This window comes from Modestobacter sp. URMC 112, from assembly GCF_053502575.1.
The window spans coordinates 4857723-4879675 of record NZ_CP199957.1 but is presented as its reverse complement, the minus strand read 5'-3'; the positions used below and the strand labels follow the sequence as shown (position 1 = coordinate 4879675).

The 21953-nt window shown below is 72.3% G+C and carries 16 protein-coding genes and 3 rRNA genes; 10 read left to right on the top strand and 9 right to left on the bottom strand.

What is annotated here, in order from left to right; genetic code table 11:
- The first annotated feature begins 147 nt into the window (after window positions 1–147).
- From ACWIX6_RS23135 to ACWIX6_RS23110, 6 genes are all read left to right on the top strand, one after another.
- A 16S ribosomal RNA gene (locus ACWIX6_RS23135) occupies window positions 148–1671 on the top strand.
- A gap of 415 nt (window positions 1672–2086) precedes the next feature.
- Window positions 2087–5216: ribosomal RNA gene (locus ACWIX6_RS23130) — 23S ribosomal RNA — on the top strand.
- 142 nt (window positions 5217–5358) lie between these two features.
- A 5S ribosomal RNA gene (gene rrf, locus ACWIX6_RS23125) occupies window positions 5359–5475 on the top strand.
- The 16S, 23S and 5S rRNA genes sit together here, the layout of an rRNA operon.
- 449 nt (window positions 5476–5924) lie before the next feature.
- A complete protein-coding gene (allB, locus tag ACWIX6_RS23120; protein ID WP_448614789.1) occupies window positions 5925–7265 on the top strand; it encodes an allantoinase AllB in 1341 nt (446 codons plus the stop codon).
- Window positions 7266–7313: 48 nt separating this feature from the next.
- Window positions 7314–8435, top strand: coding sequence for an allantoicase (alc, locus tag ACWIX6_RS23115; protein WP_448614788.1), 1122 nt, complete (start codon window positions 7314–7316; stop codon window positions 8433–8435).
- 62 nt (window positions 8436–8497) lie between these two features.
- Entirely contained in the window at window positions 8498–8671 is a 174-nt protein-coding gene (locus ACWIX6_RS23110) for an EAL domain-containing protein (protein ID WP_448614787.1), read from the top strand.
- Between the two features lie 29 nt (window positions 8672–8700).
- On the opposite strand, the gene ACWIX6_RS23105 is transcribed toward ACWIX6_RS23110, so the two are convergent.
- The 8 genes from ACWIX6_RS23105 to egtA all read right to left on the bottom strand — a co-directional run bounded on the left by ACWIX6_RS23105 (window position 8701) and on the right by egtA (window position 16579).
- The gene (locus tag ACWIX6_RS23105; RefSeq protein WP_448614786.1) at window positions 8701–9513 is read right to left on the bottom strand and encodes an anti-sigma factor domain-containing protein; all 813 of its coding nucleotides are present in this window, start codon (window positions 9511–9513) and stop codon (window positions 8701–8703) included.
- Entirely contained in the window at window positions 9494–10153 is a 660-nt protein-coding gene (locus ACWIX6_RS23100; protein ID WP_448614785.1) for an RNA polymerase sigma factor, read from the bottom strand. Before ACWIX6_RS23100 ends, ACWIX6_RS23105 begins: the two co-directional genes overlap by 20 nt.
- Window positions 10150–10833: a class F sortase gene (locus ACWIX6_RS23095; protein ID WP_448614784.1), complete on the bottom strand. Its 684-nt coding sequence runs from the start codon at window positions 10831–10833 to the stop codon at window positions 10150–10152. Before ACWIX6_RS23095 ends, ACWIX6_RS23100 begins: the two co-directional genes overlap by 4 nt.
- 26 nt (window positions 10834–10859) lie before the next feature.
- Window positions 10860–11678: a DUF4397 domain-containing protein gene (locus ACWIX6_RS23090; protein ID WP_448614783.1), complete on the bottom strand. Its 819-nt coding sequence runs from the start codon at window positions 11676–11678 to the stop codon at window positions 10860–10862.
- A 79-nt stretch (window positions 11679–11757) separates the two neighbouring features.
- Window positions 11758–12900: an ergothioneine biosynthesis PLP-dependent enzyme EgtE gene (gene egtE / locus ACWIX6_RS23085; protein WP_448614782.1), complete on the bottom strand. Its 1143-nt coding sequence runs from the start codon at window positions 12898–12900 to the stop codon at window positions 11758–11760.
- 57 nt (window positions 12901–12957) lie between these two features.
- Window positions 12958–13929, bottom strand: a complete 972-nt coding sequence (gene egtD / locus ACWIX6_RS23080) for an L-histidine N(alpha)-methyltransferase (protein ID WP_448614781.1) — start codon at window positions 13927–13929, stop codon at window positions 12958–12960.
- Entirely contained in the window at window positions 13926–15242 is a 1317-nt protein-coding gene (gene egtB, locus ACWIX6_RS23075) for an ergothioneine biosynthesis protein EgtB (protein ID WP_448614780.1), read from the bottom strand. The genes egtD and egtB overlap by 4 nt, the downstream gene beginning before the upstream one ends.
- Complete coding sequence (egtA, locus tag ACWIX6_RS23070) at window positions 15230–16579, bottom strand: ergothioneine biosynthesis glutamate--cysteine ligase EgtA (RefSeq protein WP_448614779.1); 1350 nt, start codon at window positions 16577–16579, stop codon at window positions 15230–15232. The genes egtB and egtA overlap by 13 nt, the downstream gene beginning before the upstream one ends.
- 339 nt (window positions 16580–16918) lie before the next feature.
- Between egtA and ACWIX6_RS23065 the strand changes: the two genes are divergently transcribed.
- From ACWIX6_RS23065 to ACWIX6_RS23050, 4 genes are all read left to right on the top strand, one after another.
- Window positions 16919–17875 (top strand): anti-sigma factor RsbA family regulatory protein, encoded by a 957-nt coding sequence (locus ACWIX6_RS23065; RefSeq protein WP_448614778.1) that lies wholly within the window; start codon window positions 16919–16921, stop codon window positions 17873–17875.
- 2 nt (window positions 17876–17877) lie between these two features.
- On the top strand, window positions 17878–18381 hold the full coding sequence (locus tag ACWIX6_RS23060; RefSeq protein WP_448614777.1) for a DUF309 domain-containing protein: 504 nt from the start codon (window positions 17878–17880) through the stop codon (window positions 18379–18381).
- Window positions 18382–18432: 51 nt separating this feature from the next.
- Complete coding sequence (locus tag ACWIX6_RS23055) at window positions 18433–19911, top strand: malic enzyme-like NAD(P)-binding protein (protein ID WP_448614776.1); 1479 nt, start codon at window positions 18433–18435, stop codon at window positions 19909–19911.
- A 162-nt stretch (window positions 19912–20073) separates the two neighbouring features.
- A complete protein-coding gene (locus ACWIX6_RS23050) occupies window positions 20074–20946 on the top strand; it encodes an Fpg/Nei family DNA glycosylase (protein ID WP_448614775.1) in 873 nt (290 codons plus the stop codon).
- Between the two features lie 19 nt (window positions 20947–20965).
- On the opposite strand, the gene ACWIX6_RS23045 is transcribed toward ACWIX6_RS23050, so the two are convergent.
- A complete protein-coding gene (locus ACWIX6_RS23045) occupies window positions 20966–21931 on the bottom strand; it encodes a hypothetical protein (RefSeq protein WP_448614774.1) in 966 nt (321 codons plus the stop codon).
- Window positions 21932–21953: the final 22 nt, after the last annotated feature.

The following is a 21953-nucleotide window of genomic DNA, read 5'->3' as shown; positions in this document are numbered from 1 at the left end:
CGCGTCCGCTCCTTGAGAACTCAACAGCGTGCCGAAAGTCAGTGCCAAGTAACAAGTCCCTGTCCGGGCTCCTTTTGGGGGTCTGGTGGGTTCCTTTGGTTGATTGACGAGAGTGCCAACTCTTGGTCTCAGCCGTGATCAAGTTCATCTACGGAGAGTTTGATCCTGGCTCAGGACGAACGCTGGCGGCGTGCTTAACACATGCAAGTCGAGCGAGGCCCGCTCTTCGGGGTGGTGCCCTAGCGGCGAACGGGTGAGTAACACGTGGGCAACCTGCCCTCAGCTCTGGGATAACTCCAAGAAATTGGTGCTAATACCGGATGTGACCGCTGACCGCATGGTCTGGTGGTGGAAAGATTCATCGGCTGAGGATGGGCCCGCGGCCTATCAGCTTGTTGGTGGGGTGATGGCCTACCAAGGCGACGACGGGTAGCCGGCCTGAGAGGGTGACCGGCCACACTGGGACTGAGACACGGCCCAGACTCCTACGGGAGGCAGCAGTGGGGAATATTGCGCAATGGGCGAAAGCCTGACGCAGCGACGCCGCGTGGGGGATGACGGCCTTCGGGTTGTAAACCTCTTTCAGTAGGGACGAAGCGGAAGTGACGGTACCTACAGAAGAAGCACCGGCCAACTACGTGCCAGCAGCCGCGGTAATACGTAGGGTGCAAGCGTTGTCCGGAATTATTGGGCGTAAAGAGCTCGTAGGCGGTCTGTCGCGTCGGCTGTGAAAACCCGAGGCTCAACCTCGGGCCTGCAGTCGATACGGGCAAACTAGAGTGTTGCAGGGGAGACTGGAATTCCTGGTGTAGCGGTGAAATGCGCAGATATCAGGAGGAACACCGGTGGCGAAGGCGGGTCTCTGGGCAACAACTGACGCTGAGGAGCGAAAGCGTGGGGAGCGAACAGGATTAGATACCCTGGTAGTCCACGCCGTAAACGTTGGGCGCTAGGTGTGGGGGCCATTCCACGGTCTCCGTGCCGCAGCTAACGCATTAAGCGCCCCGCCTGGGGAGTACGGCCGCAAGGCTAAAACTCAAAGGAATTGACGGGGGCCCGCACAAGCGGCGGAGCATGTTGCTTAATTCGATGCAACGCGAAGAACCTTACCTAGGCTTGACATGCACGGAAATCTGTCAGAGATGGCAGGTCCTTTTAGGGTCGTGCACAGGTGGTGCATGGTTGTCGTCAGCTCGTGTCGTGAGATGTTGGGTTAAGTCCCGCAACGAGCGCAACCCTCGTTCTATGTTGCCAGCACGTGATGGTGGGGACTCATAGGAGACTGCCGGGGTCAACTCGGAGGAAGGTGGGGATGACGTCAAATCATCATGCCCCTTATGTCTAGGGCTGCAAACATGCTACAATGGCCGGTACAAAGGGCTGCGATACCGTGAGGTGGAGCGAATCCCAAAAAGCCGGTCTCAGTTCGGATTGGGGTCTGCAACTCGACCCCATGAAGTTGGAGTCGCTAGTAATCGCAGATCAGCAACGCTGCGGTGAATACGTTCCCGGGCCTTGTACACACCGCCCGTCACGTCACGAAAGTCGGTAACGCCCGAAGCCGGTGGCCCAACCCCTTGTGGGAGGGAGCCGTCGAAGGCGGGATCGGCGATTGGGACGAAGTCGTAACAAGGTAGCCGTACCGGAAGGTGCGGCTGGATCACCTCCTTTCTAAGGAGCACTGGCCGCCACACTGTGTGTGGTGGTCCAGAGCCACGCCCAGGCCGGGAAGGTCTCCACAGTGGTGGGGGTCTCGGGTGTCTGGGGTGGAGCTCGAGGGTGGAACGCTGACCAGTTCGGCCGCCGGCTCATGTCTGGTGCCTAGTACGGCTGCCCTCTCGGGGGTGGCAGGGAACGGGATCGGGGTGGGGTGGTGGTGGTAGGCACGCTGTTGGGTCCTGAGGGAACGGGCCGGCCCCGAGGTTGGGGTCGGGTTGTTGGCCTCGTGGAGGGTCTCATGCTCGTCGTACCGCCCGGGGTCTAGTGCCGGGGCTGGCGGTGGGGGTTGTGGGGCGACTTCCCGTTCTTTGAGAACTGCACAGTGGACGCGAGCATCTTGTAAGCAATTTTGTAGGCGTGTTTGTGTGGCCAAGTTTTTAAGGGCGCACGGTGGATGCCTTGGCACCAGGAGCCGATGAAGGACGTAGGAGGCTGCGATAAGCCTCGGGGAGCTGTCAACCGAGCGTTGATCCGAGGATTTCCGAATGGGGGAACCCCGCACCAGTCATGTGGTGTGACCCGCGCTTGAACACATAGGGCGTGTGGAGGGAACGTGGGGAAGTGAAACATCTCAGTACCCACAGGAAGAGAAAACAACCGTGATTCCGTGAGTAGTGGCGAGCGAAAGCGGATGAGGCTAAACCGATCGCATGTCAAGCCGGCAGGCGTTGTGTGGTCGGGGTCGTGGGACGATCCAGATGGTTCTGCCGAACTGTCGGGGAGTCAGAAAAGACGCGTGTTAGTGGAAGGCCTCTGGAAGGGGTCGCCGTAGAGGGTGAGAGCCCCGTACACGAAAACCGTGTCTCTCCCGGGTTGTATCCCAAGTAGCACCGAGCCCGTGAAATTCGGTGTGAATCTGGCGGGACCACCCGCTAAGCCTAAATACTCCCTGGTGACCGATAGCGGACAAGTACCGTGAGGGAAAGGTGAAAAGTACCCCGGGAGGGGAGTGAAATAGTACCTGAAACCGTGTGCCTACAAGCCGTGAGAGCCTTATGCGCACTGCGTGCGTGGGGGTGATTGCGTGCCTTTTGAAGAATGAGCCTGCGAGTTAGTGGTACGTGGCGAGGTTAACCCGTGTGGGGTAGCCGTAGCGAAAGCGAGTCCGAACAGGGCGCCTGAGTCGCGTGCTCTAGACCCGAAGCCGAGTGATCTACCCATGGCCAGGTTGAAGCGCGGGTAAGACCGCGTGGAGGACCGAACCCACCAGGGTTGAAAACCTGGGGGATGAGCTGTGGGTAGGGGTGAAAGGCCAATCAAACTCGGTGATAGCTGGTTCTCCCCGAAATGCATTTAGGTGCAGCGTCACGTGTTTCTTGCCGGAGGTAGAGCACTGGATGGCCGAGGGGCCCCACAAGGTTACTGACGTCAACCAAACTCCGAATGCCGGTAAGTGAGAGCGTGGCAGTGAGACTGCGGGCGATAAGGTTCGTAGTCGAGAGGGAAACAGCCCAGATCATCAGCTAAGGCCCCTAAGCGTGTGCTAAGTGGAAAAGGATGTGGAGTCGCAGAGACAACCAGGAGGTTGGCTTAGAAGCAGCCATCCTTGAAAGAGTGCGTAATAGCTCACTGGTCAAGTGATTCCGCGCCGACAATGTAGCGGGGCTCAAGCACACCGCCGAAGCTATGGCACTCCCACATGTCCTGTCCGGAACCTTTCGGGTTCTGGGCCAGGGGTGGGGGTGGGTAGGGGAGCGTCGTGTGGCGGTGGAAGCGGCGGAGTGATCCAGCCGTGGACGCCACACGAGTGAGAATGCAGGCATGAGTAGCGAAAGGGGAGTGAGAAACTCCCCCGCCGGATGACCAAGGGTTCCTGGGCCAGGCTAATCCGCCCAGGGTGAGTCGGGACCTAAGGCGAGGCCGACAGGCGTAGTCGATGGACAACGGGTTGATATTCCCGTACCCGCGAAAGAACGCCCATGCTGGACCCAGCGATACTAACCATCCGATGCTCCGTGATGTCCTTCGGGATGATCGGGGTTGAGCGTGGGACCTGGACTGGTAGTAGGCAAGCGATGGGGTGACGCAGGAAGGTAGTCCTACCGGTGAGTGGTAGTACCGGTGCAAGGGTGTGGCCCGTGAGGTAGGTAAATCCGCCTTGCATGTGGGTGAGGCCTGACGCATAGCCGATTGAGGCGAATTGGATGATCCTATGCTGCCGAGAAAAGCCTCTAGCGAGTTCTTAGCGGCCCGTACCCCAAACCAACTCAGGTGGTCAGGTAGAGAATACCGAGGCGATCGAGCGAACTGTGGTTAAGGAACTCGGCAAAATGCCCCCGTAACTTCGGGAGAAGGGGGGCCATCTGCTGTGACCGCACGTGCTGCGGGTAGCGGTGGGTGGCCGCAGAGACCAGTGAGAAGCGACTGTTTACTAAAAACACAGGTCCGTGCGAAGTCGAAAGACGATGTATACGGACTGACGCCTGCCCGGTGCTGGAACGTTAAGGGGACGGGTTAGCTGCTTACGCGGCGAAGCTCAGAACTCAAGCGCCAGTAAACGGCGGTGGTAACTATAACCATCCTAAGGTAGCGAAATTCCTTGTCGGGTAAGTTCCGACCTGCACGAATGGCGTAACGACTTCTCAGCTGTCTCAACCACAGGCTCGGCGAAATTGCACTACGAGTAAAGATGCTCGTTACGCGCGGCAGGACGGAAAGACCCCGGGACCTTCACTACAGCTTGATATTGGTGTTCGGTTCGGCTTGTGTAGGATAGGTGGGAGACTGTGAAGCGGGCACGCCAGTGTCGGTGGAGTCGTCGTTGAAATACCACTCTGGTCGAATTGGATGTCTAACTTGGGTCCGTGATCCGGATCAGGGACAGTGTCAGGTGGGTAGTTTAACTGGGGCGGTTGCCTCCTAAAATGTAACGGAGGCGCCCAAAGGTTCCCTCAGCCTGGTTGGCAATCAGGTGTTGAGTGCAAGTGCACAAGGGAGCTTGACTGCGAGACCGACGGGTCGAGCAGGAGCGAAAGCTGGGACTAGTGACCCGGCACCGGCATGTGGAAGCGGTGTCGCTCAACGGATAAAAGGTACCCCGGGGATAACAGGCTGATCTTCCCCAAGAGTCCATATCGACGGGATGGTTTGGCACCTCGATGTCGGCTCGTCGCATCCTGGGGCTGGAGTAGGTCCCAAGGGTTGGGCTGTTCGCCCATTAAAGCGGTACGCGAGCTGGGTTTAGAACGTCGTGAGACAGTTCGGTCCCTATCCGCCGCGCGCGTAAGAGACTTGAGAAGGGCTGTCCCTAGTACGAGAGGACCGGGACGGACGAACCTCTGGTGTGCCAGTTGTTCCGCCAGGAGCACTGCTGGTTGGCTACGTTCGGCAGGGATAACCGCTGAAAGCATCTAAGCGGGAAGCCTGCTTCAAGATGAGGTCTCTCACCCACTTGATGGGGTAAGGCCCCCGCCCAGACCAGCGGGTTGATAGGCCGGAAGTGGAAGCGTAGTGATACGTGGAGCTGACCGGTACTAATAGGCCGAGGGCTTGACCACACACCCAACATGTCCTGCGAAGTGTGTTCACCAAGATTTGTCGCGTCCACTGTGCGGTTCTGAAGGTACGGGACCAGCTGTCCCGGCCCGCCCCTCAGGTACTTCGGTGCCCTCGGGGGTGGGGTTGACATCTTCACAGTGTTACGGCGGTCATGGCGAAAGGGAAACGCCCGGTCTCATTCCGAACCCGGAAGCTAAGCCTTTCAGCGCCGATGGTACTGCCCGGGGGACCGGGTGGGAGAGTAGGACGCCGCCGGACATCCTTTCGAAACGGGGGTCGGAGCCACGTGCTCCGGCCCCCGTTTTCGTCGTTTGTCCAGGCCCGGACTTACGCCCACCGCCCCGGCCGGACCCGGGAAACCCCGTCCGCGCTTTCGGTACCGAAAGCGCGGACCCGAGCCCGGACAAGCCCGCCCAGCCGGGTCCGCTGAGCTCAGCGATGTTGTCGGCCCGCCACACGGTCAGTTCCGTCAGCTGACGCCGCCGGCGACCCGACGGAGGTCGTCCGCCTCGGCACGCCGTCCGCGACGCGTGGCAGTGCTCCGACCCTTGCCGTCGCCCCGAGGGAGCTGACCGGGCACGATGCGGTCCGGGTGCCGTTGCCCGGCGGTCGGGTGAGCACCGACCGCCTGGGGATCCGAGCTGCACGAGACGGCGGCCCAGGCTCGGGGCGCTGGAAGGCGCCGACACGGTGGAGGAGGTGGCGCGGTGGGCAGCTCGCTCGTCGTCCGGGCCCGGCGGGTGGTGTTCCCCGACGGGGAGCGCCCGGGTGCTGTGCACGTCCGGGACGGCCGGATCGCTGCGGTCACCGGCTTCGACGAGGCCGGCGGCGCACCGGTCACCCTGGCCGACGACGAGGTGCTGCTGCCCGGGCTGGTGGACAGCCACGTGCACGTCAACGAGCCGGGCCGGACCGAGTGGGAGGGCTTCGCCTCCGCCACCCGGGCGGCTGCTGCCGGTGGCGTCACCACCGTGGTCGACATGCCGCTGAACTCGGTCCCCCCGACGGTGACCGTCGAGGCGCTGCACGTGAAACGGCAGGCGGCGGCGGGGCAGGTGTACGTCGACGTGGCCTTCTGGGGCGGCGCGGTCCCCGGCAACGCCGAGGAGCTGCCCCGGCTGCTGGCGGCCGGCGCGGTGGGGGTGAAGTGCTTCCTGCTCGACTCCGGGGTGCCGGAGTTCCCACCGCTGGACGACGACCAGCTGCGCGCCGCGCTCACCGCCCTTGCCCCGGTCGACGGCCTGCTCATCGCCCACTGCGAGGACGACGGGGTGATCGCCGCCTCGCCCGACCCGTACGGCGCCAGCTACCCGGCCTTCCTGGCGTCGCGACCCGGCGCGGCCGAGGAGACGGCGATCGGCCGGCTGATCGCCGCGGCACGGGACACCACCGCCGGGGGCCGGGCTCCCCGGGTGCACGTGGTGCACCTGGCCGACGCCGACGCGCTGCCGATGCTGCGGGCGGCGCGGGCCGACGGCGTACGGATCACCGTGGAGACCTGCCCGCACTACCTGACCTTCCGCGCGGAGGACGTGCCCGACGGGGACACGGCCTTCAAGTGCTGCCCGCCGATCCGCGAGGGGGTCCACCGGGAGGCGTTGTGGGCGGCGCTGGCGGCCGGGGACGTCGACCTGGTCGTCAGTGACCACTCGCCCTGCACCCCGGACCTCAAGCGGCTGGACGTCGGGGACTTCGGGCTGGCCTGGGGCGGCATCGCCGGCCTGCAGGTGGCGCTGCCGGCGGTGTGGACCGGCGCCCGCGAGCGGGGGTTCGAGCTCACCGACGTCGTCCGCTGGACGTCCGCGGCGCCGGCGCGGCTGGCCGGCCTGCCGACCAAGGGCGCCATCGAGGTGGGCAGGGACGCCGACCTGGTGGCGTTCGCGCCGGACGAGCGGTTCCGGGTGGGCCGGCTGCACCACCGCAACCCGGTGACGCCCTATGCGGGCCGGGAGCTCCACGGGTTGGTGCGGCGCACCTGGCTCCGGGGCCGGCCCGTCGACCTCGACGGTGGACCCGCCGGCCGGCTGCTCGACCGTGGGGCGCACTGACGCGCGTGCCAGAGTGGACGTCACCGCCCGCACCCTGTCTGGAGAGCGATGACCGACCCGAGGACCCTGCCCGACCTGGCCGGCCGTGCCCTCGGCGGGGCGGTGGTGGCCGCCAACGACGAGTTCTTCGCGGCCCGGGAGAACCTGGTGCTGCCGCACCCCGCCGTCGCGCGCACCGAGTTCGGCCACAAGGGCAAGGAGTACGACGGCTGGGAGACCCGCCGGCGGCGCAGCCCCGGACACGACTGGGCGATCGTCCGGCTGGGGGCACCCGGGATCGTGGCCGGCGTCGTCGTCGACACCTCGTTCTTCACCGGCAACTACCCGCCGCAGGCCTCGCTGGAGGGCGCCGCGGTGGAGGGACACCCGTCGGTGGACGAGCTGGCCCGGGCGACCTGGGAGCCGCTGCTGCCGCTCAGCGACCTCGCCGGTGACACCGCCAACGTCTTCGCCGTCGACTCGGCCCGCCGGGTCACCCACGTCCGGCTGGCCATCCACCCGGACGGCGGGGTCGCCCGGCTCCGGGTGCACGGCACCGTCGTCCCGGACCCGCGGCTGGTGGACGCCGGCCCGTTCGACCTGGCGGCGCTGGAGAACGGCGGGCGGGTCACCGGGGTCAGCAACGCCTTCTACGGCAGCCCGCACCAGCTGATCGGCCGCGGTCTGGCCCGCTCGATGGGCGAGGGGTGGGAGAACGCCCGCCGGCGCGGGGGTGGCAACGACTGGGTGGACGTGTCGCTGGCCTGCGAGGGGGTGGTGACCCTCGCGGAGCTGGACACCTCGTACTTCCTGGGGAACGCTCCTGGCGCCGCCTCGCTCACCGGCAGCACCGCCGACGGCGGCGAGGTGGAGCTGCTGCCGCGCACCCGGCTGCAGCCCGACACCCGGCACCGGTTCGTCCTCGACGGTGCCGCCGGGGTGCGCGCCGTCCGGCTGGACGTCTTCCCGGACGGCGGGATGGCCCGGCTGCGGCTGTGGGGGCGGCCCACCGCCGCCGGCCGCGCCGAGCTGGGACGGCGCTGGTTCGAGGCGCTGCCCGACGTGCAGGCGCTCGAGGTGCTCGGCTCGCTGGGAGTGGACCCGGCGGCCGCCGGCCGGCTGGTCGGCGCCGGCCCGGTCACCGGCGACCTGCCGCCCGCCGTTGCCGCGCTGCTCTCCGGTCCCGCCTGACCGGCGGCCTCCGTCACCCCCCGAGGGGCACGACCCGGTGCCTGGTCCGAGGAGGCCGATCGGTGTCCCGTCTGCTCACGTCGGTGGTCTCCCTCGCCCACGACCTGGGCCTCATCGTGGTCGCCGAGGGCGCCGAGGCCGCCGACGTGCGGCAGCGGCTGGTCGAGCTGGGCTGCGACCAGGCGCAGGGGTACCTGATGGCGCGCCCGATGGACCCGGTCGCGGTGCAGGGCTGACTGACCGGGCAGACCGGCCGGCCGCGGGGTCAGGTCTGCAGCTCGCCGCGGGCCACCGACACCCCGGAGTGGGTCGGGACGCCGTCCAGCGGCTCGACCGAGACGTCGACCAGCGGGTAGGTGCTGAGGTCGACCCCCTCGGGCAGCGGCAGCACGGTCGCCCCGCGCTGCACGACACCGACCTGGACCATCCGCTGCGCGTCGGACTGCAGCAGCCACACCTCGTAGTAGCCGTCCTCCAGCTCCGGTGCGTCCAGGTCGACCTCCAGCACCCGGCCGGTGGCCGCCTGCCGAACCTCGGCCCGGCCGGAGGACCCCAGGTCGTCCAGCGGGTCCAGCGCCGTCGAGGCCACCACCGAGCCGCCGTCGTCGGAGCCGGTCGTCACCGCGACGGCGCCGGCGCCGACCGCGCCGCCGACCAGCAGCCCCGCGGCGACGGCCAGCCATCCGCGGCTCGGGCCGGACACCCGACCCCGGCGGGGCCGAGCGACCCGCGGTCCGGGGGCGGCGTCCGGGTCGTCGGACACCGGATGGGGCACGGCGCGCAGCGGCACCGCGTCCGGCGCCTGGACGACGACGGGGGCCGGCTCCTCGGTCAGCTCCCGGCGCGGGGCGACGGTGACCCCGGTGGCGGCGGCGATCGCGTCCCAGACCCGGGGCGGGGGCGGCACCGCCGGTCCGGGCGCGGCCAGCGGCGGCACCGCGAGCGCCTCGACCGGGCGGCGCAGCGAGGCCACCTCGGCCTGGCACTGCGCGCAGCCGGCCAGGTGGTCGGCGTCGCGGGCCGGCAGCGGCTCGCGGAGCGCGGCCAGCGCGAGCTGTTCAGGCTTGCAGTGCCGCACCGTCCACCTCCAACCGGTTCCTCAGGCGTTCGAGCGTCCGCCGGATGTGGGACTTCACCGTGCCCAGCGGGATCCCCGTGCGGTCCGCGATCTGGGCGTGGGTCAGGTCGGCGAAGAACGCCAGCTCGATGATGCCCCGCTGCGGCTGGCCGAGTCGGTCCAGCTCGCCGAGCAGGAGCACCCGGTCGGCGACCACGCCGTCGACCTCGTCGCCGCGGGACGCCGACGGGCGCGACCGGGCGTCCACGGCGACGGCCTCGGCCTGCCGGCGCTGGCGCTCCATCCGGGCCCAGGTGTCGGCGATCTTGTGCCGGCAGATCCCGACCAGCCACGCCGGCAGCGGTCCCTGCCGGGCGTCGTAGCGGCGCCGGTCGGTCCAGGCCGACACGAAGGTCTGCTGGGTGACGTCCTCGGCGTCCGGGCCGCTGCCGAAGGCGCGCACCGCCATGCCGTGCACCTGACCGGCCCACCGTTCGTAGGCCCAGGCCAGTGCCTGCTCCTCGCCGGCGGCGAACCGCGCCGCGATCTCGGCGTCGTCGGGGTCCCGTGGCCCCGGACGCAGCTGCGCGACCTCCTCCGGCATGCCCCGACCGTAGGGCCCCTCGCTGCTCAGCGGCACACCGACCGCCACGGCGGTCATGCCGGCACCGCCACGACGACCACGTTGTCCCGGTAACTGCGCAGCTCGGGGAGGTACGGGCCGCCGCAGGTGACCAGCACGAGTCGCGGGTCGCCCGTGCGGGCGAACAGCGTGTCCAGCGGGAGGGCCCGCTTCTCGAGCACCTCGCGGCCGACCACGCGCCAGCGGGTCACCGTGCCCGCCCCATCGGTCACCAGCACCTCGTCGTCGACCTCGGCCCCGCGCAGCGGCGCCAGCGCGCCGAGCCCCTGGTCCCAGCCGTCGACGTGCCCGGCCAGGACCGCGGATCCCCCGGCGCCGGGCACCGGGCCGAAGCGGTACCAGCCGACCCGGTCGACGTCGTCCGGCAGGGCCATCGAGCCGTCGTCGCCAACCCCGACCGGGTCGACGGCGGTGTCCACGCCCAGCGCCGGCACGGCGAGCCGGACCGGCGGCGGGACGACGGCCGGCGGGGCCGGCGTGGCGTCCCGGGTGGGAACGGCGGGGACGGCGTCCGCGGTGGGGACGCCGGAGGACGGAGGAGCCGGCGTCGTCGTCGCGGCTGGCGGCACCGGTGTCGCCGCCAGGGCCTGCTCCACCGGTGCGCCCGCCGACGCCGGCGGCTGGGCGAGTTCCCAGACCGTCGGCACGCCGACGGCGAGAGCCAGCCCGAACACCACTCCGGCGGCAGCGGGTCGCACGGTGGACCTCCTCCAGGCGGTGCGGGTCAGACCCGGTCGGCCAGCAGCCGGCGACCGGCCAGCGCGGCACCGAGCAGGCCGGCACCCGAGAGGGCCATCAGCGGCAGCGGCAGGCCGTCGTCGACCAGGCCGGCGGTGCCACCCGGGACGCCGGACGGCGAGGAGTGCGCGCCGCTCAGGGTCTGGACGGCGAGCTGGTAGCCGGCCTCCTGGTTGCCCCAGGCGTAGACGACGGTGGTGGTGCCCTCGGTGAGCGTGAGGTCGGCGGGCCCGATCGCCACGGTGTCCGTGCCGGCCAGGACGACGTCGGCGGAGACGGTGCCGGCCGGGACGACCAGGGTGGCCTCGTTCGGGTTGGTCAGCCCGGGCGCGACCACCTGGCCGCCGGCCCGGACGTCGACCGCGGGCGCGGCGGCGGTGTGCCGCACGGTCACCCGGGCCTGCCCGGCCGGGACGGCGGACACGTCGTTGACGAACGGTGTGAGCACCGGGGCGCCGGCCTCGGTCAGGTGGGCGACCACGGTGGCGTTCGCGCCCGCCGGGACGGCGACGTCGTCGGCCTTGGCGGCGGGCTGCGTGCTCGCCGGGTCCGAGCCGGCCGGGTAGATGGCCAGGTCGTACTCGCCGGCGGGCAGCGACAGCGGGTCGGTCAGCGTGCCGGGCGCGAAGTCCGGGATCAGCTCCTCCCCGTTGGCGTACACGTCCACCGTCACCCCCGGGACGGCGTGCAGCACGGAGACGGTCGCCTCGTCCGCGGCCCCGGCGGGAGGAGCGGCCAGCAGCACGAGCGCGCCTGCGGCGCCGGCGACTCCGGTGGAGAGGGCGACGGTGCGGGTCCTGGTCACGATGGGTCCTTCCGGTAGAGGGGGACTGCGTTCACCCCTCATTCCGGCCGGTGTCGTCCCCTGGATGCAGCCGGCTGCCTCAGGACGCGAGCGCGGTGGCCAGCAGGTCCAGCTGATCGGCGGTCGCGTCCAGGTGCGGGGAGACCCGCAGCACCGGGCCGGTCAGCTCGGCCGGCGCCCGCTCCCGGCCGGCCGCGGTGACCACGATGCCGTGCTGCTCCCGGAGCCGGACGGCCGTCGCCCGGACGTCCACGCCCGCCGGCGGCCGGAGCGTGGTGATGGCCGTCGGCTCGTCCAGCGGCTCGGCCACCGACCAGCCGCCCCGCCCGTCCAGCCGCTCGCGGGTGGCCCGGCCCAGGGCCGCCAGCCGCTCCCGCACCCGGTCCGGCCCGGCCGCCAGGTGCTCACCGATCGCGACCACCAGCCCCACCCGGCCGGCGACGTGCGCGTCGGAGGACTCGTACCAGCGGGCGTGGTCGGTGCCCGCTCCGCCGTCGTCCATCAGCTCCGGTCCGACCACGGGCGCGAGCCGGGCGCTGACCGACGGCCGCAGCACCAGGAAGCCGACGCCCCGTGGGCCGGCCAGCCACTTGCGCGAGGTGCCGTAGGCGGCGTCGGCGCCCAGGTCGCAGTCCACCTGCCCCAGCGCCTGCGCCACGTCCAGCGCCAGCGGCACCCCGGCGGCGCGGCACAGCGCCGCCAGCTCCCTGCCGGGCTGCAGCACGCCGCGGTGACTGGCCACCAGGGTCACGTGCACCAGGTCCGGCGGGTCCCGGCGGAGCAGCCGCTCGACGCCAGCCAGGTCGGCGCGGCCGTCGTCGTCGGCCGGCAGCACCAGCGGCTCCAGTCCCGCGTCGGCCAGGGCCGCGAGGTTGTGCCAGTACTCGCCGGGCAGCACGCCGACGCGGGCGCCGGGCGGCAGCTGCCAGCGGCCGACCAGGGTGCGCACCGCCGCTGAGGCGCTCTCGGTGAAGGCGACGTCGGCGGCGGCCATCCCGACGAGCCCGGCGAGCACCGCACGGCCCTGCTGCAGCAGGCCGGCCGCCGCGGCCTCCGCGACGTAGCCGCCGATCTCGGCCTCGTGCCGGGCGTGCCGGGCGACGGCGTCGAGCACCGCGGTGCTCTGCCGGCTGCAGGCGGCGCTGTCCAGGTGGACGCCGGCCGAACGCGGGCGGGCGTCCCGCCAGGCGGTCGCGAGGTCGTCGTACGGCAGGGTGCTCACCCACCCGACGCTAGAGCCTCCGCGCTTTCGGTACCGAAAGCGCGGAGGGGCGGTGGGTCAGGGGGTGGGGACGGCGAGGGAGAGGGCGTAGTCGCCGTCGGGGTCGGTCCACCAGTGGGTCAGCCGCAGCCCGGCCGCGGCCAGCTCCTCCTCCACCCTGGCGCGGCGGAACTTGGCCGACACCTCCGTCCGCAGCTCCTCACCTGCCGCGAAGGGGACGTCGAGGTCCAGGTCGGCGACGTGCACCACCTGGTCCCGGGTCGAGCGCAGCCGCATCTCGACCCACTCCCGCTCGGCGTCCCAGACCGCCCGGTGGGTGAACGCGGACGGGTCGAAGTCGGCCTTCAGCTCCCGGTTCACCACCGCCAGCACGTTCCGGTCGAACTCCGCCGTGACCCCGGCCGCGTCGTCGTAGGCGCGGACCAGGCGGTCGGCGTCCTTGACCAGGTCGGTGCCGAGCAGGAACGAGTCCCCGGGCGCCAGCGTGGCGGCCAGGGCGCGCAGGAAGGTGGCCCGGGGACCGGGCTCCAGGTTGCCGATGGTGGACCCGAGGAAGGCCACCAGCCGGCGCCCGCCGGCGGGCAGCCGGTCCAGGTGGGCGGTGAAGTCGGCGACCACCGCCTCGACGACGACGCCCGGGTGCTCGGCGGTGATCGCCTCCCCGGCCAGCCGCAGCACCGAGGGGTCGACGTCCACGGGCACGTACCGGCGCAGCGTGCCGACCCCGGCCAGCGCGGACAGCAGCAGCCGGGTCTTCTCCGAGGTGCCGCTGCCCAGCTCGACGAGCGTGTCGGCGCCGGAGGCCGCGGCCACGTCGCCGGAGTGGGCCGCCAGCAGCGCCCGCTCGCTGCGGGTCGGGTAGTACTCCGGCAGCCGGGTGATCGCGTCGAACAGCTCGCTGCCGCGCTCGTCGTAGAACCACCGCGGCGGCAGCGTCTTCGGGGAGGCGGTGAGACCGGCCAGCACGTCGGCCCGCAGCGCGGCACCGGCGTCCACCGGGCCGAGGTGGTCGGTGAGGGAGAAGGTCACGCGCCGGCTCCGGGGAGCGGCCGGTCGGCGTCGAAGGCCAGCCGGATGCCGCTGAACACCTGGCGGCGGACCGGGTGGTCCCAGTTGCGGAAGCTCGGCCGCAGGATCGAGGCGGCCACCGCCCAGGAGCCCCCGCGCAGCACCCGGTAGTCCCCGTCGAAGAACGGCGCGGAGTAGTCGGCGTACAGCATCGGGGAGAACCCGGGCCACGGCCGGAACGGCGAGGAGGTCCACTCCCACACGTCGCCCATCAGCTGCTCCACGCCGTAGGCCGACGCGCCGGCCGGGTAGGCGCCCACCGGCGCGGGCCGCAGCGCGTCCCCGCCCAGGTTCGCCAGCGCCGGCGTCGGGTCGCTCGAACCCCACGGGAAGCGGCGGCGCCGGCCGGCTCCCGGGTCCCACGCCGCGGCCTTCTCCCACTCCACCTCGGTGGGCAGCCGGCCGCCGGCCCACGCGGCGTACGCCTCGGCCTCGAAGAAGGTGACGTGCTGCACCGGCTCGTCCGGCGGCAGCTCCTCCACCAGGCCGAACCGGGTCCGGGTGCCGTCGGTCCCCCAGAACTGCGGCCGGGTGAGCCCGGCGTCGCAGCGGTGCTGCCAGCCGCGGGCCGACCACCACCGCGGCTGGTCGTAGCCGCCGTCGTCGACGAAGGCGGCGTACTCGGCGTTGGTCACCGGCACCCGGCCGATGCGGAACGCCGGCACGTCCACCACGTGCGCGGGCCGCTCGTTGTCCAGGGCGAAGGGCTCGTCGGTGCCGTCCACCCCGAGGACGAACTCCCCGCCGGGGACCAGCACGGTCGTCCCGGCCACCCCCGGACGGCCGGCCGGCAGCGGGGCGCCCGCGCCGAGCAGCGCCGGGCCGGTGCGCAGCTGCAGGGCCTGCAGCATCGTCTCGTCGTGCTGCTGCTCGTGGCTGACCACCATGGCCACCTCGAAGGCGACGGCGTCCGCGTCGCCGTCCCGGCCGGCCCGCTCGAGGCGGTCCAGCACCCGCCCCCGGACCTCGGTGCAGTACGCCCGGGCCTCCACCGGGGGGAGCAGGGGCAGCCGGGCGCGCACCGCCCGCGGGTGGGTGAACGCGTCGTAGAGCGTCTCGACGGCCGGGGGGAGCAGCCCCGCCCGGCGGGCGTCCCCGCCGCGGAGCAGCCACAGGTCTTCCTGCTGGCCGATGTGCGCGAGGTCCCAGATCAGCGGGCTCATCAGCGGGGAGTGCTGGCGCAGCAGCTCGGGCTCGTCGTGGTCGGTGAGCAGCAGCGTGCGGTCGCGGGCGGTGGTGAGCTCGCGGGCCAGGTGGTCCCTCAGGTCGGGCACGGCTCCTCCTCGGGATCGCGGGCGGTGTCGAACGGTGCGGTGTCGAACGGGGCGGTGTCGAACGGGGCGGTGCCGGCCAGGGCGGTGTCCCGCAGCGCGGCGTCCGGGCCGACGCTGCGGGCCGCCTGCTGCAGCTCGTCGCCGGGGCAGCTCCCGCGGGCCACCAGCTCGGCCAGCGCGGTCACCTCCGCGGACAGCGCGGCGGGGCCGTGCCGCACCGCGGCGTCCAGGCAGGCCACCGCCGCGGCGTGCAGCGCCGGGTCGGCCAGGCCCACCCGGGCGGCGCGGTCCCAGGCGTGCCGGACGGGCTCGGTGGCGGCCGCGGCGGCGTCGGCCGCGGCCGGGTGGTCCAGCAGCGTGGTGGTGACCGCGGCCAGGGCCGGCCACCACGGCTCCGGCGCCGCGTCGAGGTAGCGGACCTCCAGGAAGCCCCGCAGCCGGACCGGCGGGAACAGCGTGGTCAGGTGGTAGTCCAGGTCCGCCACGGTGGGCCGCCGGCCGCCGAGCGTCCCGTCGGTGAGCCACTCGGCGAACGACGTCCGGCCGCGGACGGCGACCGCGCCGCCCGAGCCGTCCCGGACCAGCATCACCGGGGCGGCCAGCGCGTACTCGGCCCACTCGTCCGCCGGCGCGTCCCGGCCGAGCAGCGGCCCGCAGCGGGCCTGGTCCAGCCGGCCCCACACGTGCTGGCGGGTGGACCGCCAGCCGGTCTCCCGGCCGGCCAGCAGCGGCGAGCAGGCGGACACCGCGATGAGGACCGGGCCGAGGGCGTGGGCCAGGCGCACCCGCTGCTCCCAGCCGGCGGCGGGGCCGGCCTCGAGGTTCACCTGGAGCGCCGCGGTCGAGGTCATCATCGCCCTGCCGGCGGACAGGCAGCCGACGGCGGAGAAGTGCTGCTCCATGGCCGCGTAGCGCGCCCCGGGGTTCACCCGCCCGGCCGGCCGCGCCGGGTCGGCACCCAGCGGTGCCAGCCCGAGTCCGGCGGCCCGCAGCTCCGTGTGCAGGACGGCGGTGTCGGCCCGCAACGCCGACACCGCGGCGGCCACGTCGGCGCCCGGCGGACCGGAGAGCTCGACCTGGCCGCCGGGTTCCACGGTCACCCGGCTGTCCCCGGGCAGTGGCGGCAGGGCCCCCAGCGCGGCGGTGACCCGCGCCCAGGGCACGCGGGCGCCCGGGGCGGCGAGGTCGACCAGGTGCGCCTCGAGCTCGAGGCCCACCTGGCCGGGGACGGAGGGCCGCAGCGCGGTGTCCGCGACGTGCGACCGGGCGGCCTCGAGGTCGCCGAGCGCGCCGTCCTGCTCCGGAGCCAGGGGCACGGCGACGGGTTCGCGGGACACGGGTCCGCGGGACACAGTGCCCACGGACACGGTGTGCCGGGACGGTTGAGCAGGCACGGGCCACCCCCTCCAGGTCCGGACCGGTCGGATCGACCGCGGGTCGGTGCGGGGGCGGCACGCCGTCCGGGCGGCCGTCCTCGGCTCCATCCTGCACTTGAGTACGTTGTGCGCAACCCCCTGGGTGGCGGAGTCCGCCGGAGGGGGTGGCTGCGCGGGCCGCCCCCCGGACGGGGGTGCGCCGACGGCCCGAGGCCTAGGTCGGGGCGGGCCCGGGTAGGGGTGCACGGCAGGCTGCCCCGCCGGGGCGGCCGGACCAGCACGGACGGGAGCTGCGCGCGCATGGACGGGGCAACGGGGTCCGGCGTGCACCGCGCGCTCGTCGCCGGCTCGGACGCCGACCTCGTCGCCGGGGCGGAGCAGTTCGTCTGCGACGGCCTCGCGGCCGGGGAACCGGTGGTGCTGGCCTGCACCGAGGTCACCGCCGACCTGCTGCGTCCGGTGCTCCGTGAGCACGGCCAGGTGGTGTGGGCGGCGTGGTCCGACGTGTTCGGCAGCGGTGCCGCGGCCGCGGTGACCGCCGTCCGCCGGCTCGCCGAGCGGCACCGCACCGGCGACGGCGGCCTGGTCCGGGTGGTGCTGGAGCCGCAGCCGGGCGACGACCCCGACGGCTGGCGGGAGTGGCAGCGCTACGAGGCCGTGCTGGACCACGAGGTGGGCGTCGAGCCGGTGCTCACCCTCTGCGTCACCGACGTCCGCCGGGTGCCTGCCGTGCTGGTGGACACCGCGCGGGCCACCCACCCGGTCCTCGTGGTCGGGGCCACGGACGAGTCCAACCCCGGGCACACCGACCCGGCGGCCTTCCTGGAGTCGCTGCCGGTGCCGCCGGAGCCGCTGGAGGAGACCCGGCCGCTGCTGCAGGCCGACTCCGTCCGCGACCTGCGCGGGCTGCGCCGCGCGCTCGCCGACCGCGTCGCCGACGCCGAGCTGGCCCCCGGCTCCGAGCCCGCCCTCGAGGACTTCCTGCTGGCGGTGGACGAGATGACGACCAACGCGCTGCGGCACGGCCGACCGCCGGTCAGCCTCCGGATGTGGGCCAACGGCGAGAAGCTGGTCTGCACCATCACCGACCGCGGCGCCGGGTTCGAGGACCCGTTCATCGGCTACGGCCCGGCGCACGGCAGCGACCTGTCGCTGGGGGGCATGGGCCTGTGGCTGGCCCGCCAGCTCTGCGACCACGTCGACATCACCCCCGACGGGGACGGCGTCCAGGTCCGGCTGACCACCGTCCTGGACTGACCGTGTCCGGTCCGGGCCTCCCGGGACGGGACCGGGACCCCGACGGGCGGGCCCGCAACGCCCGCCCCCGCGACGCGCTCGGCCGCCCGCTGCCCTACGGCGCGGTGGGTGAGGACCGGGCCCCCGAAGGGGTCGTGCGCACCCCGGGCCAGACGCTGGCCGAGGCACAGCGACTCCTGGACGCCGGCCGGCCGTTCCACGCCCACGAGGTGCTGGAGGACGCCTGGAAGACCGGGCCCGCGGAGCAGCGGGACCTCTGGCGCGGCCTGGCCCAGCTGGCCGTCGGCCTCACCCACGCCGCCCGCGGGAACCGTACGGGCGCACGGACGCTGCTGGACCGGGGCGCCCGGTCGCTGGCGGACGCGACCGCCGTCGCCGCCGACCTGGGCGTGGACGCCCCCGGGCTGACCCGGTGGGCGCGCGGGCTGGCCGAGGCGGCTGCCGGGGAGGGGCCGCTGGGGCTGAGCCCGCCGCAGCTCCGGGTCGCGTTCCACCAGCCGGGATGACGGGCCCGAGTGGTGGAACCTGCGGCCGCCGGGTGCCAGGATGAGCGGGCCATGAGCATCGACATCCAGCAGAACGGCGCGCCCGCGGCTGCCCCCGCGCGCGGCCCGGTCACCTCCGCGTCCTACTCGATCACCGTCCGGCTGTCCGCCGAGGGCGACCCGGCCAGCATCGGCCGGATCGCCACCGCGGTCGGCAGCGCCGGCGGCGCGGTCACCGCGATCGACGTCGTCGAGTCCCGCCCCGACGGCCTCACCGTCGACGTCACCTGCTCGGCCGCCGACGCCGCGCACTCCGAGGAGGTGGTCGCCGCCCTCGACGCCGTGGACAACGTGCACGTGCGCAAGGTCAGCGACCGCACGTTCCTGCTGCACCTGGGCGGCAAGCTCGAGGTCGCGTCGAAGGTGCCGCTGAAGACCCGCGACGACCTGTCGATGGCCTACACCCCCGGCGTCGCCCGGGTCTGCCTGGCGCTGGCCGACCACCCCGAGGACGTCCGCCGGCTGACCATCAAGGGCAACACGGTCGCCGTGGTCACCGACGGCTCGGCGGTGCTGGGCCTGGGCGACATCGGTCCGGGCGCGTCCATGCCGGTGATGGAGGGCAAGGCGGCGCTGTTCAAGCGGTTCGCCGACATCGACGCCTGGCCGATCGCGCTGGACACCCAGGACGTCGACGAGATCGTCCGCACCGTCGAGCTGATCGCCCCCGGCTTCGGTGGCATCAACCTGGAGGACATCTCCGCGCCGCGGTGCTTCGAGATCGAGGCCCGGCTGCGGGCGAAGCTGGACATCCCGGTCTTCCACGACGACCAGCACGGGACGGCGATCGTCGTCCTGGCCGCGCTGCGCAACGCGCTGCGGGTGGTGGAGAAGGTCCTCGAGGACGTCCGGATCGTCGTCGCCGGCGGCGGCGCGGCCGGGACGGCAATCGTGTCGCTGCTGCTGGAGGCCGGCGCGCGCAACGTGCTGGTCTGGGACCGGGAGGGCATCCTCTCCCCGGACGACGAGCGGCTGTCCCCGGCCAAGCTCGAGCTGGCGACCCGGACCAACCCCGAGTGCCGGCGCGGTGACCTGCCCGACGCCCTGGTCGGCGCGGACGTGTTCATCGGGGTCAGCGCGGCCAACGTCATCCCGCCGGAGGCACTGGCCGGGATGGCCGAGCGGGCGGTGGTCTTCCCGATGGCCAACCCCACCCCGGACGTCGACCCGGTGGGCGCCCGGCAGTACGCCGCCGTCGTCGCCTCCGGCCGGTCGGACCTGCCCAACCAGATCAACAACGTCCTGGCCTTCCCCGGCGTCTTCCGGGGGCTGCTGGACGCCCGGGCCAAGGAGATCCGGCCCGGCATGCTGCTCGCCGCGGCCGACGCGCTCGCCGCGGTCGTCAAGGACGACCAGCTGAACGCCAACTACATCATCCCGAGCGTGTTCGACCCGGCCGTGAGCCATGCCGTCGCGAGCGCCGTGGAGGACACCGCGCGGGCCGAGCCGGGCGCCACCGTGGACCTGGACGAGGAGGCCCACCTCAGCTGAAGAAGGACCTGCCTGCCCCCCACGGCTCGCACGCTCGCCGCGGGCCCCTACAGGCAGGCCACCGTCCCCCGCACCCCGCGCGGGCGCGGGCGGCGCCGGACGGGGTACCCGATCAGGTGAGCTGGTCCGCGCAGCAGCCGTCCCGGCGTGGATCATGGGCGGATGCCCGAGTTGCCCGAGGTCGAGGCGCTGGCGGCGTTCCTGCGGGAGAACGCCGTCGGCCGAGTCGTGACGAGGGTCGACCTCGCCGCCGTCCAGGCGATCAAGACCTTCGACCCCCCGCTGTCCGCCCTCGGCGGGCTGGAGCTCACCGGCGCCTCGCGGGTCGGCAAGTTCCTCGACCTCGACGTCTCGGGGCTGCACCTCGTCGTCCACCTGGCCCGGGCGGGGTGGCTGCACTGGCGGACCGCGCTGCCCCCGGCGCCGCCCAAGCCCGGCAAGGGCCCGCTGGCGCTGCGCGTGCACCTGAGCCCGGCCGAGGACGGCGCGCTGCCCGACGGGTTCGACCTCACCGAGGCCGGTACCCGCAAGGGGCTGGCGGTCTACGTGGTCCGCTCGGTCGCCGACGTCCCGGGGGTGGCCCGGCTCGGGCCCGACGCGCTGGCCGTGGACCGCGACCAGTTCGCGGCGCTGATGGCCGGCCGGCACGGCCAGCTCAAGGGCACCCTCACCGACCAGACCGTCGTCGCCGGGATCGGCAACGCCTACTCCGACGAGATCCTGCACGCCGCGAAGCTGTCGCCGTTCAAGCCGGCCGACCGGCTGACCGACGACGAACTGGTCCGTCTCTTCGACGCCGTGCGGGTCACGCTCACCGACGCCCTCGAGCGGCAGGTCGGGCAGCGGGCCGCCACGCTCAAGGGCGAGAAGCGCTCCGGTCTGCGGGTGCACGCCCGCACCGGCCTGCCCTGCCCGGTGTGCGGGGACACCGTCCGCGAGGTGAGCTTCGCCGACACCTCGCTGCAGTACTGCCCGACCTGCCAGACCGGCGGCAAGCCGCTGGCCGACCGGAGGATGTCCAAGCTGCTGCGCTGACGGAGGACGGGGTCCTTCGTCAGTGGTCGAAGCCGACGCGGTCGACCTTGCGGTGGTACCGGGCGCCCAGCAGCCCGCCGAGCACGGCGGCGACGAGCGTCACCACCAGGACCGACACCAGCGAGATGATCCCGGCCGTCGTCGCGGTCCCCTCGTCGACGGGGATCCGCGGCAGGTCCAGCCGGGACAGCACGTTGTACTGCGAGCCGAAGACCACGCCGGCCAGCGCCAGCAGCAGCACGACCAGCAGGCCGATGACCCAGACCGCGACGCCCTGCTTGGCGCCGTCGAAGCGGGCCATCCGGCCGGCCACGTAGCCGCCGGCCAGGTAGGCCAGGAACAGCGCGACCAGCAGCGCGATGCCCGCGCCCAGCCCGATGCCGGTGGCGGCCTGCTCGGTGGCCTGCTGCGCGTCGTCGATGCCGGCGGTCAGGCCGAAGGCCACGCCCAGGGCCGACAGCAGCGCGATCAGCAGGACGGCGACGCCGTTGGCCGACAGCCAGCCGAAGAAGGCCGACCCCCAGGAGATGCCGCCGTAGCGGGCCCGCTGGGCGGCCACCACCTCCTTGCGGCCGGCGGTCGACACCGGGGCGGCCGGCGCCATCGGGGCGGCAGGGGGCGCTCCGACCACGGCCCCAGGCGTGCCCGGGGCGCCCGCCGTCGACATGGTGCGGGTGGTGTCGGCCGGCGAGCCGACCGAGGTGCCCGGGGTGGTCGGCGTGCGGTCGGGGTGGGTGCCGGTCGGCTGGACCACCGTCGGCTCGTCGGCCGGCGCGGCGGTCCGGGACGAGGTGGGGGCCCCGGACGACGGCGTCCCGGACCCTGACATGCCGGTGCTCGCGCCGGGACCCGCCTGCGCGCCGAGGCCGGGACCGCCCACGGCCGTGCTCCCGTGGGCGTCCCCACCGGTGCCGCCGGCGGCGGGCACAACGCCCTGCACGCGGGTGGTGTCGTCGTGGTCGTCGTCGCGGCGGTGGCCGGGCATGGGTGTCCTCCTGGTCGACCCG

Bases quoted from the DNA above. Each gene is read 5' to 3' on its own strand.
- alc (WP_448614788.1), top strand. From the start codon at position 7,314: ATGACCGACCCGAGGACCCTGCCCGACCTGGCCGGCCGTGCCCTCGGC.
- ACWIX6_RS23100 (WP_448614785.1), bottom strand. From the start codon at position 10,153: ATGACCGCCGTGGCGGTCGGTGTGCCGCTGAGCAGCGAGGGGCCCTAC.
- ACWIX6_RS23065 (WP_448614778.1), top strand. From the start codon at position 16,919: ATGGACGGGGCAACGGGGTCCGGCGTGCACCGCGCGCTCGTCGCCGGC.
- ACWIX6_RS23055 (WP_448614776.1), top strand. From the start codon at position 18,433: ATGAGCATCGACATCCAGCAGAACGGCGCGCCCGCGGCTGCCCCCGCG.
- ACWIX6_RS23050 (WP_448614775.1), top strand. From the start codon at position 20,074: ATGCCCGAGTTGCCCGAGGTCGAGGCGCTGGCGGCGTTCCTGCGGGAG.
- ACWIX6_RS23045 (WP_448614774.1), bottom strand. From the start codon at position 21,931: ATGCCCGGCCACCGCCGCGACGACGACCACGACGACACCACCCGCGTG.